Consider the following 15,034-nt stretch of genomic DNA (forward strand, 5'->3'; position numbering starts at 1 on the left):
CTTGCCTCCTAGACTGTTACATCGTTGCCAAGTAACCACGGTCGGTCATTACTTGATAAATATCTTTCAACCGAGGATTGCCTTCCGCGATAATTTCACCATCAACCACAATGACTGGGTACATATAATCTTCCTCGACAATTTTATTCGCCATATCCGCTAAAGCCTTCTCATTCGGCGGATTAAAAATATCCACATACTCCACCACAAACGGCTGCCCTGAAAACTTCCGACCAATTGCAGCTCGAAGCCATTCCTCTGTTTCCTTCGAGGATGGCGCTCCGACACAACTCGCACAAATAGTCGTTGAACCATAAACATATAATTTCGCTTCATTTACCATCACGCTTCACCTCACTATTATTGTACAAAAACCCACCAAAAAAAGCGACTAAGCTGTTTCACGAAGCATAACTATTAAATTTTATGAATTTTTATAAAGATATGAATTGACACGAATTTACAGATATATTATAATATTTCCAATACATTGCTAATCTTTAAAGCAGTAGTGTATTAATATGATAAATTATCTCTAGGTTGTACCCGTGATTTCACGGTCAACATATAAGTAACACTCCCTTTAACAATTGGGCGCGCAACCCAATTGTCTTTCAACCTTACCAGTTGAAAGAGCACGTTCCTTTCTGAGCCTTAGGAACGTGTTTTTGTTTGGCCCGTTCGAAGCAAAGCGAGTTACGGGCCAAATATGCATGCGAGCATGTAATTCTTCCCGAAAAATATATCCTCCAAACAAATACTTTTCAATACTTTCAGAATAATATAAAATCATTGCCCGATTTATATGTTATATATATCCATCTACATACTTTTAACGTCTGTCTATTGAAGAAAAACCTAGCTCCATCAACACATTCCCATCGTAAAACAGTACTAAAAACAATTATGTCGAAACCTTGAACCTCACTCTATTTTAAGTAAATCCCATCAAAAAAATCATGCTTAATAAAGATTCCTCATGATATTATAACCTTGCTTAGAAATGTATTCGGTTGGAAATACTACTTTAATCAATTAATTTTGTTGTTGAAATAGTTAATTTTAACGAATAAATAATTACGAATACATTTCAAAAAACAAGGAGGAAATTAAACATATGCAAAAAGCAATCAAAATAATGTTAGTTTTATTTTTAATGACAACCGTATTTTTACCTTTTAGTAATGTTCGGGCAGCATCAACTGATGTAGTAAATATACCAGATCCGTATTTAAACGAAGGTCTTAAGAGCATCGTAGGAAATCCATTCTTAACCGAATTGACTGAAGCAAATCTTGAAACCATTAGTGTCGCTGATATCTCTTATATGAATGGAGTACCTGGTTATGCTGTCACTGGTTTAATTAGTGATTTAACCGGACTCGAAAAAGCAGTTAATATGACCAAATTATATTTTTCAAACCAAACAGAAATTAAAAATTTAAATCAAATAAAAGATTTACCTAATCTGAAGAAAATTGTTGGTGTTACTACAGGTTTAAATGATATTAAAGCCCTTGGTGAAATGCCCGCACTCGAAGAACTAGAATTAGGTGGGGATTATATTACTGATTTCACCCCCTTACTTGAAAAAGATAATTTAAAATCATTTTCTTATAACTCGTATGCTTGGTTAAATCCAGCATATCACCAAATTGATAATGAAGAATTTAAAAAATTTACAAACCTTAAATCACTCGAAAGTTTAGATGTAACTTGGAATAACATTACCGACTTATCATCATTAACTGCAAATGATCATATTACAAACTTAAATCTAAGTTACAATAAGTTCACTAATATAGCTCCAATTGCTACAATGAAAGAACTTAAAGTCCTTTATTTAAACAATAACAACCTAACTTCCATTGATTCTTTAAATACACTAAGAGGATTAACTATAGCCTATGCTGATAATAATAACATTACTGATTTGAGTAATTTAAAAGACTTTTTTGAAGGCATGGATGTCGTTGGAGATTATAAAGGTTTACAAGTTAACAACCAAACTATCACACTTCCAACTATTAATATCAAAGAAGGTGGAACAGCTATTTCAAATAACCCTACTTTAGATATTGATGGCGAAAAAATGCCTGTTTCTAGCATTTCTGATGGCGGAACAGTATCTACCGATAATAAAACCGTTTCTTTTACTAACTTACCAGTTGGAAATAAGACTGTTACTTATAAAGCAACATTCACAGCTACCTCCACTAAAGGAGTACCACTTAGTTATTCTATTAAAGTATCGCAACCAATTAATGTATCTGCACAATCCGATTCAACAGTAAACGTATTTTACAAAGATGAAAATGGCGATGAATTAGCTCCAAGTGAAACAATTTCTGGTAAATCCGGAGAAAATTATCAAACAATAGAAAAAACAATTACTAACTACACATTAAAAGAAATTGAAGGCCAGCCTTCAGGACAATTTGGCGATAGTGATGCAACAGTCACTTACGTTTACGAAAAAGCGGACGGCGCTCCTGTTACCGTGAAATATGTCGACGTGGATGGCAACGAATTAGCTACTTCCGACACACTGAACGGCAAAATTGATGCTCCTTATCAATCTACAGCCAAAAGCATCACTGGTTGGACGGTCAAAACGACTCCAACCAACGCAACGGGCGTATTCACAAACGCTAACCAAACGGTCACTTATGTCTATGAAAAAGCGGACGGCGCTCCCGTTACCGTGAAATATGTCGACGCGGATGGCAACGAATTAGCTACTTCCGACACACTGAACGGCAAAATTGATGCTACTTATCAAACTACCGCTAAAAGTCTTTCTGGTTGGGCAGTCAAAACGACTCCAACCAACGCAACGGGCGTATTCACAAACGCTAACCAAACGGTCACTTATGTGTACGAAAAAGCGGACGGCGCTCCTGTTACCGTGAAATATGTCGACGTGGATGGCAACGAATTAGCTACTTCCGACACACTGAACGGCAAAATTGATGCTCCTTATCAAACTAACCCTAAAAGTCTTTCTGGTTGGGCAGTCAAAACGACTCCTGCCAACGCAACTGGTGTATTCACAAACGCTAACCAAACGGTCACTTATGTCTATGAAAAAGCAGACGGCGCTCCTGTTACCGTGAAATATGTCGACGCGGATGGCAACGAATTAGCTACTTCCGACACACTGAACGGCAAAATTGATGCTCCTTATCAAACTACCGCTAAAAGTCTTTCTGGTTGGACAGTCAAAACGACTCCTGCCAACGCAACGGGCGTATTCACAAACGCTAACCAAACGGTCACTTATGTGTATGAAAAAGCGGATGGCGCTCCTGTTACCGTGAAATACGTCGACGCGGACGGCAACGAATTAGCTACTCCAGATACATGAACGGTAAGCTAGATACATCTTACGCGGCAACAGCTAAAAACTTGAGTGGTTGGAAGCTAACAGCCACACCAGCCAACGCTAATGGCGTATTTACAACTGATGCTCAAACAGTCACCTTTGTATATGCTAAACAAGAAGACAATCCTAAAAAAGAGGATAAAAACAAAACACCTATTAAAATCAGCGAAAACAAACCAACAGCAAGCAAAGTAACTAGAATCAAAAAACAAACAAAATTACCGAAAACTGGTGATAATCAACAAGATAGTATATTGTTTGGATTAATTGGTACATGTTTCGTTCTCTTAGGAATTTACTCTATCTCTAAGAAAAACAGCTAAAATAAATAGCTAAAACTCTCTTATCAATTGGATAAGAGAGTTTTTGTTTGGTAATTACTTCATATTGCACTACTTCCAACCTCAGAAAACCCAATTTAATTTCTTTAAATTTCCCCATATCCTGTTATAATAGAAAATATAACAATGCCTCACGAAAGGAGAACTATATCCTATGGAAGAAATTAGCTACGCCGAAGTTGATAAAGCTTTAAAAAAGTTCCGTCCGTTTTTAGTTCGTGATGGCGGGGACTATGAACTTATCGAAGTCACACAAGACGGTGTCGTAAAAATTAAACTACTTGGTGCATGCGAGACTTGCCCCAGTTCTGATATGACTTTAAAAATGGGTATCGAATTAACTTTAGCAGAAAAAATTATCGGCTTTAAAGAAGTTGTTCAGGTTTTTTAAACAAATATTTTAGCGACCAAACAATCGGTCGCTATTTTTGTATAAAAAGGTTTAGAAATCCTGTAAACGTCTATCATACAATATACATACAGTTAGAAGGAGGTAAGAAAAAATGGTAGAAAAACAAAGTGCCTTAGAATCAAAAGCACGCAGTTGGCTCATCGAACGGGGCGTAGAAATTGATGATATCGCAGAACTTGTATTATTTTTACAGCAAAAATATCACCCTGGATTGGAATTAGATATTTGCCGTCAAAATGTGGAGCATGTTCTTCGTAAGCGAGAAGTCCAAAATGCTGTTTTAACAGGCATACAGCTTGATGTGATGGCTGAAAAAGGAGAACTCGTCCAACCACTACAAAATATCATTAGCGCTGATGAGGGGCTGTACGGCGTCGACGAGATACTTGCGCTCTCCATCGTCAATGTGTACGGATCTATTGGATTTACCAATTACGGTTATATCGATAAAGTAAAACCAGGTATTCTTGCAAAATTAAATGAACACGATGGTATCGCCGTTCACACATTTCTCGATGATATTGTTGGCGCTATCGCTGCGGCCGCTGCAAGTCGGCTTGCGCATAGTTATCACGACGACATCGTTAATTAAACAAAAACCAGTAAAACAAGAGGCTTATTCCTCCAATTTTACTGGTTTTTCTTTCCCTAATTTTACTTCTACTTGCCGAATCGAGTTTTTATTCATTGAACGAACGATAAAGCGGTATCCCTCATGTTCAATCTCATCACCAGCTTCTAAGTCAAAACGTTCGAGTAACATCCATCCCGATAACGTATGAACACCCGGCCCTTCAATTGGGACCCCCAGTGCTTCCTCGACTTCAAGAAGCGGCTCAGATCCTTCAATAATATAATGATTCAAAGCTACTTTTCGAATCCCTTTCGGACCTTTTGCTTCTTCCATATCACCAACAATTACTTCCATGACATCTTCTAGCGTCACAATCCCCGAAGTCCCGCCGTATTCATCCGTGAGAACGACAAACGGCTCACTTTCTTGCTGCATTTTCACAAGTAACTCTTCCAAAATCATGCCTTCAAACACTTCTAAAACAGGTGTAATAAATGGTTGAATAGATTGCGTCACAATCGTTTCATCTTTTCCAAGTCCAGCCATAACCGCACTGACTCGTAGCATTCCGATAATATGATCTTTATCTTCATCTTCCGTAACTGGAAAAATATGATATGTATGTTCAGAAGTTAATTTCAGTAAATCTCTTACGGTCGCCGTTTGGTCAATCGCAATCATTGACATTCGCGGTATCATTACTTCTTTCGCTGGCACGTCCCCGAGTTTGAAAATATTTTTCATATAACGAAACTCTTGTGGATTCAAAAGTCCTTGCCTATAGCTATCTTCAAAAATAATCTTCAGTTCGGTCGGTGTCATTTGGTCCGCATCAACTGTTTGTTTTACCCCAAACATCCGCGTGATTAAATTCGCCGAGTTATTTAAAAGCCAATTGAGTGGAAAAGTCAGGCGATACCAATACACAAGCGGGCGCGCGATAAACAGAGCTACTTTTTCTGTGCTTTGAATTGTAAATGTTTTCGGAGCAAGTTCCCCGAGTACCACATTTAAGAATGTAATTAAAATAAACGAAACAAAAATCGAAATCGGCTTTTCAACGGATTCTGGTACAGGTAACATTAAAAATAACGGCTCCAACCAGCCACGCATTGTTGCTTCACCAACCCACCCCATAGCAAGTGCGGCAAGTGTATTACCTAACTGACAGGCAGCCAAATAATCATTCATATTCGAAGTAACTTTTTTTACATATTTCGCTCGCGGGTCCTCTGAGGCTACTAGTTGCAGGACAGTAGGTTTCCGGATTGCGACAATGGCAAATTCACTTGCCACGAAAAAGGCAGTCGCTGCAATTAAAAATATCACAAAGAAATCATTAAAAATGTCCATTTAGCATCCTCCTTATCCCCATTCTATACCCGATTTTAACGTTTGAACCACAAGTCGGCCACTGCCTCGCCGTCGATGATCTCCCCCGTTTTTTCAAATCCATATTTTGCATAAAATTTCTCTGCTACCGTATTATCTGGTTCGTAAGATAGACGCAGACGTGCTGGTTTTTCTGGTAGATTTTTCACCATCTCGATAATTTGTTCTAGCGCATCTCCGCCGTAGCCCTTACCTTGATGCTCTTTCCCAGTCATAAATCGTACCAACCAAAACTCACCATCATCTGTATCCATTCCATACATTGCGTAGCCAACCGGCATATTATCCGCGTATATTACAAGCGAATGATACGTTTCTTCAAAACTTGCTTCGATAATGGAATACCAGTTTTCTGCGACAAATGTTTTTTGGTGTGGATGCACTTCTAATTTTGCTGTTTCGTGAAAATTGTCTTTCGTTAACTTTTGAATTGAGACCATTTTCTAACCTCCTATTTATTAAAAAAAGAGCAGAAAAATTCCGCTCTTCTAGTTAAATTTCCAATCAGTTAGTTTGGTTACAGCGTATGTAGGTTGGATTTCTTTCGTTAATAATGCTTCTTTTGATGTAAAGCCAGTGTGTACGATTAACGTATCCATGCCATAATTGATGCCCGCCATAATATCGGTTTCGTAGTTGTCACCCACCATGATTGCCTCGTCTTTATGGACACCGAGTTTTGCGAGTGCTTGCTCCATAATAATGGATTCAGGCTTCCCAATAAAAACTGGCGCTGTTTCTGTGGCTACGGAAACGACAGATGTGATGGAACCATTTCCCGGAAGCAAACCACGCTCTGTCGGAATTGCCGCATCGCCATTCGTCGAAATAAACATCGCTCCACCGCGAACCGCAAGCGCTGCTTTTGAAAATTTCTCATAATTGACTTCCCGGTCAAGCCCAACGACAACAAAAGCTGGATTACTAGAAGTTATTTCAAATCCATTATCTGTTAGTTCTTGTTTTATTCCACGTTCACCGATAACATAAACCGATTTTTCGCGTTTTTGTTCTATCATAAATTGCACGGTTGCTTGTGACGTCGTGAAAACATCCTCACTTACAGCTTGAATCCCCATGTCAGTTAAATGTTCTGCTACTTGCCCAGGTGTTTTTGTTGAATTGTTTGTTACAAATAAATACGGAATTCCCGCACGTTTTAAGTTTTCGATAAAAATGATCGCCTCAGGAATAACTTCTGCCCCGCGATACATCGTGCCATCTAAATCAATTAAATACGCTTTATAATTCTTCAATTCCTAATTACCTCTTTTACTATTTTACTTTTTTAATAACAAAATACGCACAACCGAAATTGCAGTATTCGTAAATATATTCTTTTAACGTGCTAATTTTGTTGTCGTATGCGGCTTTGCGGTTATCGTCTTCAAAAAAGCCTTTGAGACGGAGTTGATCGTAACCCCAGTCACCTACTATATAATCATATCGCCCAAGAATATCGCTAAACCGTTCATTTAACTTCTCCTCGTCAAAAGCGTCGCGATAATTGGTGATAATCTCGTAGTTTAAATCTTGAATCGTAATCGTCACTTGTCTTCCTCCTGTCCGTACATTTTTTTAAGTTTCCATTTTAAAATATCTCGGAGTAACTCCGGTGTATATACTTCTTTTCGTTTAATTTGCTTTACTATCGGGAAAAATGGTGCGAACACAAACGTATCATGCGTCGCAATCCGGTATTCCCGCGTTTTATCAATCGGTTTATTATCAAAAAGTGCCACTTGATTTTCCGCATCAAAACCAGCTCTGTCCATCAAAACGGTGCCAAAATACTCGCCTCGGAAACCAAAACCTCGAAGCGGAATATCTTGCAGTTCAGCTTTCTTTCGGTAGATTCCGTCAATAAGTATTTCAAGCTCCTCACCAGACATCGTTAAAGCAATCGCGTTGAGCGGATGAGGTAACATTTGGTGGATATCAAATTCCGTCACAATCCCTGCTTCAAAGTCTGTCATAAAAATGCCTGCGTTCATCACAAATGTTTCTGCCCCAGTCCATTCACAAACCGCTTCATTCAAAATGTGCGCAATTTCCGAGTCATCAAACCAATTATGCGCTAACTTTCCGGGAATCGCAACTACTTTTTCAGATAATTCCTCGCGTCCTTTATCGAAGAAAGCTTGAATTTCTGCCGTTTCATTTGGTGGGATTGGAAGTTTTTCGGTTGCGAAAGTTACTGCTTTTTTAGAGATAATCTGATTATTTTCATCTAGCTCGATAGTAACTTTCCCTACATGCTCGCCCCATCTTCCGGCAGCAGCCAGTAATGCATTTCCTTCTATTTTTCCATTTTCAAGTAAATGATGGGTATGCCCACCTAATATAATATCAATTTCTGGTAATTCTAAAGCAATTCTTTCATCTGTCGGCAAGCCAAGGTGACTCAGTAAAATAACTACATCTGTATTCGCGTCTAAGCCAGCAATTTGCTTTTTAATCGCGCTCATTGGTTCTTCTACTCCCCAGCCCATTGCCTCGTAATATTCCCGAAACGGCGCCGTTGCACCGATAATAGCAATTTTCACTTGTTCTACTTCTTTATAAACAATCGATTTCACCCAGTCCGACTGCTTTGTACACTCTTTATTCGCATAAAAATTACAGCAAACTACTGGGAAGGCCGCATGTTCATATAATTTATCCAAGTCTTCATGGGCCAAAGTCGTTCCTTCATTATTACCAAAAGTCACCGCATCATACGGCAGTTGGTTAAGTAAGTCCGTATTCGCAAGCCCGTTCGTTCCTTCAGTAAGCGGATGGACCCGGTCCAAAAAATCACCAATATCAAAAAAGAGCGCCGACTGATTTTCTTTATCTGCAGCAGTTCTTTTCTCTTTTAAGAAATTAAAAATGCGTGGCCAATGTTCCAAGTGACTATGAACATCATTTGTATGCCATAAAGTTAAATGTTTCATCTATCCATCTCACTCCCTACTTATAACTATTGTAGCGTAAAACAGCTTTTTTTACACGCACTAGGACTGGATGAATTGTTCCCTTTTCATTTTATGTTATGATAGGATATATTGTTTTAAAGGGAAGTGATTTTTTTGGATATTACGCAAACAGTCGAAATTCTTCTAATCTCTGTTTTTGCAGGGGTAGTAGGCTCTTTGCTCGGGCTTGGTGGCGGAATTATCGTGACGCCTGCCTTGACACTTATTTTCGGGATTGATATTCAATATGCGATTGGTGCAAGTATTATTTCCGTTATCGCTACAAGTAGTGGCTCCGCAATTGCTTATATCAAAGACGGCATTACGAACCTTCGTGTCGGGATGTTTCTCGAAATTGCCACAACAATTGGTGCAATCACTGGGGCTTTCGTCAGCGGACTGCTCTCGGCCACGGCACTCTACATCATCTTCGGACTTTTACTTCTTTATTCTGCTTTCAACATGATTAAAAAGGTCGGTACAGAATTTCCTACCAATGTGAAACCAGACCCACTCGCAACCAAACTAAACTTACATGATTCATATTACGATAAATCTTTACGGCAGACAGTTGATTATCAAGTGGCAAACGTCCCTGCTGGTTTTGGTGTGATGTACGGCGCCGGAATCGCTAGTGGCTTACTTGGAATCGGTAGTGGCGCATTTAAAGTAATGGCACTTGATGTCTTTATGAAAATGCCGCTAAAAGTAAGTAGCGCAACGAGTAATTTAATGATGGGCGTAACTGCGGCTGCCAGTGCAACCGTGTACCTTTTCCAAGGCGACATCCAGCCTGCGATTGCAGCTCCAGTTGCGATTGGCGTACTTGTCGGTGCAACACTTGGAACACGCATTATGCAACGTTTAAAAAGCAAAGTTATTCGGATTATTTTTATTCCCGTCATTTTATATGTTGCCTTCCAAATGATTTTAGAAGGATTGGGGTGGATCTAAATGGCAGAGAAAAAAGAAGAAATGTACCGTGTCGAGCTAATTGTTAGCGCGTTGCTAAGAATCGGTGTTGTCCTCAGTGCGATTATTATTGTTTTCGGCCTTGTTATGCTATTTATCACCGGTGAAAGTGGCTATCCTGGGGAAACTTATCCGACTTCGCTTACGGCGATTTTCAGTGGGCTAGGGACGCTTAAACCATATGCGATTATGATGTTTGGTCTCTTTTGCTTAATTTTAACGCCAGTCCTTCGTGTTGTTGTATCGTTATTTACTTTTTTGAAGGAAAAAGATTATTTGTACGTTGGAATAACTGGGATTGTATTAATTATTTTAGTTATTAGCTTTTTAATTGGAATAAAAGCATAAAAAAGATGGCGCTGCTTACGCGCCATCTTTTTTTATTCTGAAAACAAATCCATTTGCATCGGAGCCAAGCCTTGAAACTCTACTTGTAACGCCTTTTGTAAATGTTTCGCATTATCAGCCGCATCCCCGCCGCTGTTATTATTAAAAATCACGACAACTTCTTTGGACAACTTTTGTAAATGTTCCACATATTTTGCCCATTCGTTAATTTCTTCCTCATTATAACGGTAAAGTGTCCGAACTTCGCGCCATTCCGGACTGCTAGCTTTCATCCAACCATACTGATTCCGGCCGTGAAGCCGCACTAATGTCATATCACTATTCGTCTCACGAAGCACAATCGGCACGCTCCCAGAACCAACTTGCGGTTCATCAACGACTGTATGAATAAAACCTAATTCTCGCAGCAACTCCAGTGTTTTCTCGGTGTTTTGCTCGTTATACCAAGAATTATGGCGAAATTCAACCGCTACTGGCAAATCGCCCATTTTTGATGCAATATATTTTAAATAAGTCACATTTTCTTTCGTACAATTAAAATACGGCGGAAATTGAAATAAAATTGCCTGTAGTTTTCCCGTTTCACTTATCGGCGCAATCATATCCATATAAGCCGTGTACATCGCATTTTCACTATCAAAATACTGCGACCATTCCTTATGTTTCGTCATCGCCGAAAATGCTTTAATCACAAAATGAAATTCATCCGGAGTTTGTGCCGCCCAGTTTGCCGTTGTTCGCGGAGAAGGAATCGCATAAAAACTCGTATCAACCTCCACCACAGGAAAATGTGCCGCATAATCAGCCAATGTTAATTTTTTTGTTTGTAATAAAGAATCATGATCACTCCACCCAGTTAACCCGATTGTTACCATCAACTGCCACCCTCTCTATCGTTTTTGATTTATGTTTATTATAACGCAAAAAGGAGGGAGAAGCCTTTAATTTGGTCCTCACTTTTACTTCGAAACAAAACAAAAACTTCAACTGTCTAACAGTTGAAGTCTTTATCATATATTACCACTCGCGCTCTCTAAGTAATTCTTCAATATCGATATCTATCTTATAATGAGCTAAAATCGGGATGATTGTTTCAGCAATCGAATCCCTTGCGCCTGTTTCTAATTCACTCTCATTTTCATAAAACTCATCTTGCAATGCATTAATTGCTAATGTCATTTCATCAAATTTAGCTTGAATCGCTTCTGTATCATGATTCCCTTGTTCTAAAAATTGAACCGTATCTAAAATACATTGCTTAATTTTATCTACTAGAAACGGTGGAAAGAATGGATCTTGATACATTCCCTCTAAATATTTAATTTCTGTCATAATTATCAGTCCTTTGCTAAGTTGTTGGAACCAATATATCACTTCATTTATAAAAATACAAGCCAGATTTGTCCCTTATTCAATCTCTCTTTTCAAATTTTCAATTTCTAATGGTGATAGAATAGTCGATAACTTAGGATGTTTGGCAAGTTTTTTCTGTAAACTAGAATTCAAGTGCATCATTAAATCTGCTAACATCCCACTTCCAAAATAACTCTGAGCAAGTTTAGCATTATCTAGTAATATAAAGAAGAATCTAATCAATAAATCCTTTTTTTGTGGATTGTCTTGTTTTTTAATAGCATGCGGTAACAAATCAACTTTTATTTCCCCACTATAATTACTAATTTCTTTTTCGAATATATTAACAAGCTTTTTTGACTTATCTATTAAAGCTTGCTCTCTTTTGATAGAATATAAGATACTCACCCCATATTGTCCATCTTCATCCTTTAAAATTATATTTTCAATCCATTGTGACTCAAAAGCGAACTCAAGTTCATTTTGAAGAATGATATCAAAAATCCTTGAAAAATTAATTTCACTCCAATTAATCTCCATTTCTTCCTCCCTCGGATTTATCATGGATAGAGAGAGAATAAATAGATTATCTTTATTCAAGTCATTTACAAGCCCTTTTTTTAATAACTCTTGACCTACAGATTTAAATTTTTCCAAACTTTTTTCTTGAAATCCACGAACAACATAAGAATAGCCTTGGAAGGTATTAATAGTAATTTCTTCTAAGTCTACAGAACTGTTCACTAATGATAAAGCACCTTGTGAAAATTCTTTAAATGGTTTTGAATTTACTTGAGATATAATATTTTTAATTTCACTCCGCCTAGAGTACTCTTTTTTATTCAATTTTATTAGTATCTCTAAATATCTTCCTAGTTCCGTGTTAATAAAATCATTGACTTCTAGTAATTCTGGTCTTGTTTTATCTACAAAAACATAATCATAGTTCAACTCATTAACATTTACTTTTAGTAGCTTTTCAAAAGCTAGGTTCTCAAATTCTTCTTTATCAATTAATGCTTCGAAAAATTTCTTCTCTTCCCAACTAAAACTCTTCAAACTGAACTTCTCTAAGAAGATATTCAGAGATTCATTTCTTAATTCAGTACAATAGGTATTATTTACTAAAATCTCAACGAAAAGTTTGTCATATATTGGATACAAAAGTAATCCTTTTTCAAGAATTATCTGTTTTACTTTTTTTGATACTTCATCATTTTTATTCAACAAGCTTAATAAAAAATTAGATGTTTCTTGATATGTGCTTTCAGAAAAAAAGTCTTCTCTTTTTGAACTAAGCTCATCTTGTTTGGGTAATAAAATTTCCAAAATAGCATCCATATCTTCACTAAGAATCTGATTAATATCAATAAATGATTTCTGATGTACAAAACCAGACTCAACTCCAAAAATCATATCTTGATAATCTCTTGAAATTTCTATCCCTAATTCTTCAATCTCATCTTTGTGTTTTCTTGAAAAAAGGTTTAGCTCGCTTCCAAAGGTAGTATTGGAAAAATCAATTTTAGTTATCAACTTATTTTTAATAGAATCATTCAATCCAACCTCATTATCAATACTTACTAAAATTCTTTGGAAAGGATGAGATTCTAGTAATAAGTCAGGACAATTATCTAATATTGACTTATTATCCAACAACATTTTGTCATTCAGAAGAGATACATATATAATTCTTATCAGCTCATCAGAGATAATTTCTTTAAAAGACCAATAAATATATCTAGTTTCATCCGTCATTAGTTTAACAATTAATGGAATCATTTCAGATTTCAAATTAATTGAAAGTATCTCATCATCATAAAAAATACTACTACGATTTGAAGTTTCCTTTTGAAGTTGTTCAATTAACCAATAACCCATTAAATCAGCATCACTAGAGAAAGCTGTTTCAATAATTTCTTGCTCTTGGGAAAGATTTCTTCTCATTTTATTTATATCATCTTGTCCGATAGGTTCTGATTCTTTTAATTTCTCAAAAACTTTAAAGATTTCCTTCCAATAAACGCTCAAGCTCTGCTTTTGGAAAATGCTAATAATCGATCGAACTTGTTCTTCATCTAAAGTTTCAAAATTTTTATCAATCATTGTCCAAAAACTACTAATATCACTAATTTTATCTAATAAAATATGACTGCTAAATGTATTCTTTAAAATCTTTTTTTCTAAATTAGGATCTTCTGCTTTAAAAATATCAAATAAAAATCTCTTATCTTCTATATGCTTTTCAAGAATTTCCTTATATATTTTATCCTTAGTAGATACTGAATGGAGTATATTCCAATCATCAATGCTTTGTGGAATTTCTAATTCATTTTCGATAGCCTTTACAATTTCAGATACTTTTCCAGGTAAATCATCATAGCTATCTCCGTACCAAAAAATAGTTGTATTATTGTTATTTTGATATGTCTTATTGTAGATTTTTCTAAAACTACGTGTCTCATTTGAATTTGCTTTCATCAGTGCGAAATTTTTAGTAGTGGCTGGAAGTAGAGATAAAATTTCCTCTTCTTCCATACTACTTCCAATAAATAGAACAACTGGATTTCTTTCTTGAAACCATTTACTTAAACTATTGAAGTCGCTTGACTCTTTTAAATACTGTCGAGAATAATCAACTGATGAATTGACAAAAAAATCCCAATTTCCCTGAGTGGTTCCATGTAAATGTAAAACATCGCCTGAACGTAACTTATTATTTGATTCTACAAACTCACGAATATTATTTATTGGTTTGAATGCTCCTTTTTGTTTTGAAACCTTCAAATGTCTTTCAATTTCAAAATCATAATTCGAAGTGATAAAGATTGGATCTAATTTTATCATTTCAACTAACACACTATTTTCTATGTAATCTGGTACAACATCTTTGAAAAAATACTCTTCAAAATTAAGCTTTACCTCTTTAAAGTCTTCTTCCAAAATATCCTGTAACAAAGTGTGCAATAAATCAATTTTTCTTTTTGGTGTAGTATTTGAATTCAAGATTTCATCAAATTGCGAAAGCAACTCATTTGTCACTGTAACTTTCCCGCCAGCAACATGTTGAATATTGAACTGCCAGAAATGAATTAGCTTCTCAATATAACCATTCCAATTTGGATATCCTTGTGATAAAGAAGTTCCTGCTCCTACGAAAACAACTAGATTAAAATCCTTTACTGCCTTTGCAAGTGTATGTGTCAAGTCTGTAAATTCTTTATCTGTATAATATTGAACCATAATTATCTCCCATCTTATAAGACTCTATCTATATACTATTTTTATTTATTTCAAATA

The 15,034-nt window shown here is 36.5% G+C and carries 14 protein-coding genes and 1 pseudogene; 5 read left to right on the forward strand and 10 right to left on the reverse strand.

Annotated features, from left to right (window positions below):
* Nucleotides 1-16 precede the first annotated feature (16 nt).
* Both LMOATCC19117_RS12260 and LMOATCC19117_RS15030 read right to left on the reverse strand, forming a co-directional pair.
* A complete protein-coding gene (locus LMOATCC19117_RS12260; protein WP_003725588.1) occupies nucleotides 17-343 on the reverse strand; it encodes a YuzD family protein in 327 nt (108 codons plus the stop codon).
* A 240-nt stretch (nucleotides 344-583) separates the two neighbouring features.
* Nucleotides 584-715, reverse strand: a complete 132-nt coding sequence (locus LMOATCC19117_RS15030; protein ID WP_003733669.1) for a hypothetical protein — start codon at nucleotides 713-715, stop codon at nucleotides 584-586.
* 402 nt (nucleotides 716-1,117) lie between these two features.
* On the opposite strand from LMOATCC19117_RS15030, the pseudogene LMOATCC19117_RS12270 reads away from it, so the two are divergent.
* From LMOATCC19117_RS12270 to LMOATCC19117_RS12280, 3 genes and pseudogenes are all read left to right on the forward strand, one after another.
* Nucleotides 1,118-3,708 (forward strand): annotated as a pseudogene (locus LMOATCC19117_RS12270) (MucBP domain-containing protein).
* Nucleotides 3,709-3,880: 172 nt separating this feature from the next.
* Complete coding sequence (locus tag LMOATCC19117_RS12275) at nucleotides 3,881-4,117, forward strand: NifU family protein (RefSeq protein WP_003725591.1); 237 nt, start codon at nucleotides 3,881-3,883, stop codon at nucleotides 4,115-4,117.
* A 112-nt stretch (nucleotides 4,118-4,229) separates the two neighbouring features.
* The gene (locus LMOATCC19117_RS12280; RefSeq protein WP_003725592.1) at nucleotides 4,230-4,730 is read left to right on the forward strand and encodes a phosphatidylglycerophosphatase A; all 501 of its coding nucleotides are present in this window, start codon (nucleotides 4,230-4,232) and stop codon (nucleotides 4,728-4,730) included.
* Nucleotides 4,731-4,754: 24 nt separating this feature from the next.
* Here LMOATCC19117_RS12280 and LMOATCC19117_RS12285 read toward each other — a convergent pair whose 3' ends face one another.
* The 5 genes from LMOATCC19117_RS12285 to LMOATCC19117_RS12305 are packed head-to-tail and all read right to left on the reverse strand — an operon-like array spanning nucleotide 4,755 to nucleotide 9,040.
* The gene (locus tag LMOATCC19117_RS12285) at nucleotides 4,755-6,065 is read right to left on the reverse strand and encodes a hemolysin family protein (RefSeq protein WP_003725593.1); all 1,311 of its coding nucleotides are present in this window, start codon (nucleotides 6,063-6,065) and stop codon (nucleotides 4,755-4,757) included.
* Nucleotides 6,066-6,100: 35 nt separating this feature from the next.
* Nucleotides 6,101-6,544, reverse strand: coding sequence for a GNAT family N-acetyltransferase (locus LMOATCC19117_RS12290; RefSeq protein ID WP_003734741.1), 444 nt, complete (start codon nucleotides 6,542-6,544; stop codon nucleotides 6,101-6,103).
* A gap of 48 nt (nucleotides 6,545-6,592) precedes the next feature.
* Nucleotides 6,593-7,360 (reverse strand): TIGR01457 family HAD-type hydrolase, encoded by a 768-nt coding sequence (locus tag LMOATCC19117_RS12295; RefSeq protein WP_003725595.1) that lies wholly within the window; start codon nucleotides 7,358-7,360, stop codon nucleotides 6,593-6,595.
* 19 nt (nucleotides 7,361-7,379) lie between these two features.
* Nucleotides 7,380-7,655: a YutD family protein gene (locus LMOATCC19117_RS12300; RefSeq protein ID WP_003722426.1), complete on the reverse strand. Its 276-nt coding sequence runs from the start codon at nucleotides 7,653-7,655 to the stop codon at nucleotides 7,380-7,382.
* Nucleotides 7,652-9,040, reverse strand: a complete 1,389-nt coding sequence (locus LMOATCC19117_RS12305) for a bifunctional metallophosphatase/5'-nucleotidase (protein ID WP_003734740.1) — start codon at nucleotides 9,038-9,040, stop codon at nucleotides 7,652-7,654. Before LMOATCC19117_RS12305 ends, LMOATCC19117_RS12300 begins: the two co-directional genes overlap by 4 nt.
* Nucleotides 9,041-9,175: 135 nt before the next feature.
* Here LMOATCC19117_RS12305 and LMOATCC19117_RS12310 point away from each other — a divergent pair, with 135 nt between their 5' ends.
* Complete coding sequence (locus LMOATCC19117_RS12310) at nucleotides 9,176-10,015, forward strand: sulfite exporter TauE/SafE family protein (protein ID WP_003727947.1); 840 nt, start codon at nucleotides 9,176-9,178, stop codon at nucleotides 10,013-10,015.
* On the forward strand, nucleotides 10,016-10,381 hold the full coding sequence (locus tag LMOATCC19117_RS12315) for a DUF1634 domain-containing protein (RefSeq protein ID WP_003722429.1): 366 nt from the start codon (nucleotides 10,016-10,018) through the stop codon (nucleotides 10,379-10,381).
* 32 nt (nucleotides 10,382-10,413) lie between these two features.
* On the opposite strand, the gene LMOATCC19117_RS12320 is transcribed toward LMOATCC19117_RS12315, so the two are convergent.
* The 3 genes from LMOATCC19117_RS12320 to LMOATCC19117_RS12330 form a co-directional block, all read right to left on the reverse strand.
* Nucleotides 10,414-11,256: a DUF72 domain-containing protein gene (locus LMOATCC19117_RS12320; RefSeq protein ID WP_003734739.1), complete on the reverse strand. Its 843-nt coding sequence runs from the start codon at nucleotides 11,254-11,256 to the stop codon at nucleotides 10,414-10,416.
* A gap of 142 nt (nucleotides 11,257-11,398) precedes the next feature.
* A complete protein-coding gene (locus tag LMOATCC19117_RS12325) occupies nucleotides 11,399-11,713 on the reverse strand; it encodes a DUF5713 family protein (protein ID WP_003734738.1) in 315 nt (104 codons plus the stop codon).
* Nucleotides 11,714-11,788: 75 nt separating this feature from the next.
* Complete coding sequence (locus tag LMOATCC19117_RS12330; protein ID WP_003734737.1) at nucleotides 11,789-14,977, reverse strand: SIR2 family protein; 3,189 nt, start codon at nucleotides 14,975-14,977, stop codon at nucleotides 11,789-11,791.
* Between the last annotated feature and the right edge of the window lie 57 nt (nucleotides 14,978-15,034).

This window comes from Listeria monocytogenes ATCC 19117, assembly GCF_000307025.1.
GTDB lineage: Bacteria > Bacillota > Bacilli > Lactobacillales > Listeriaceae > Listeria > Listeria monocytogenes_B.

What these genes read in the sequence shown, in the direction of transcription:
- LMOATCC19117_RS12260 (WP_003725588.1), bottom strand. Translation starts at nt 343, where the DNA reads ATGGTAAATGAAGCGAAATTATATGTTTATGGTTCAACGACTATTTGT.
- LMOATCC19117_RS15030 (WP_003733669.1), bottom strand. Translation starts at nt 715, where the DNA reads ATGCATATTTGGCCCGTAACTCGCTTTGCTTCGAACGGGCCAAACAAA.
- LMOATCC19117_RS12275 (WP_003725591.1), top strand. Translation starts at nt 3,881, where the DNA reads ATGGAAGAAATTAGCTACGCCGAAGTTGATAAAGCTTTAAAAAAGTTC.
- LMOATCC19117_RS12280 (WP_003725592.1), top strand. Translation starts at nt 4,230, where the DNA reads ATGGTAGAAAAACAAAGTGCCTTAGAATCAAAAGCACGCAGTTGGCTC.
- LMOATCC19117_RS12285 (WP_003725593.1), bottom strand. Translation starts at nt 6,065, where the DNA reads ATGGACATTTTTAATGATTTCTTTGTGATATTTTTAATTGCAGCGACT.
- LMOATCC19117_RS12290 (WP_003734741.1), bottom strand. Translation starts at nt 6,544, where the DNA reads ATGGTCTCAATTCAAAAGTTAACGAAAGACAATTTTCACGAAACAGCA.
- LMOATCC19117_RS12305 (WP_003734740.1), bottom strand. Translation starts at nt 9,040, where the DNA reads ATGAAACATTTAACTTTATGGCATACAAATGATGTTCATAGTCACTTG.
- LMOATCC19117_RS12315 (WP_003722429.1), top strand. Translation starts at nt 10,016, where the DNA reads ATGGCAGAGAAAAAAGAAGAAATGTACCGTGTCGAGCTAATTGTTAGC.
- LMOATCC19117_RS12320 (WP_003734739.1), bottom strand. Translation starts at nt 11,256, where the DNA reads ATGGTAACAATCGGGTTAACTGGGTGGAGTGATCATGATTCTTTATTA.
- LMOATCC19117_RS12325 (WP_003734738.1), bottom strand. Translation starts at nt 11,713, where the DNA reads ATGACAGAAATTAAATATTTAGAGGGAATGTATCAAGATCCATTCTTT.
- LMOATCC19117_RS12330 (WP_003734737.1), bottom strand. Translation starts at nt 14,977, where the DNA reads ATGGTTCAATATTATACAGATAAAGAATTTACAGACTTGACACATACA.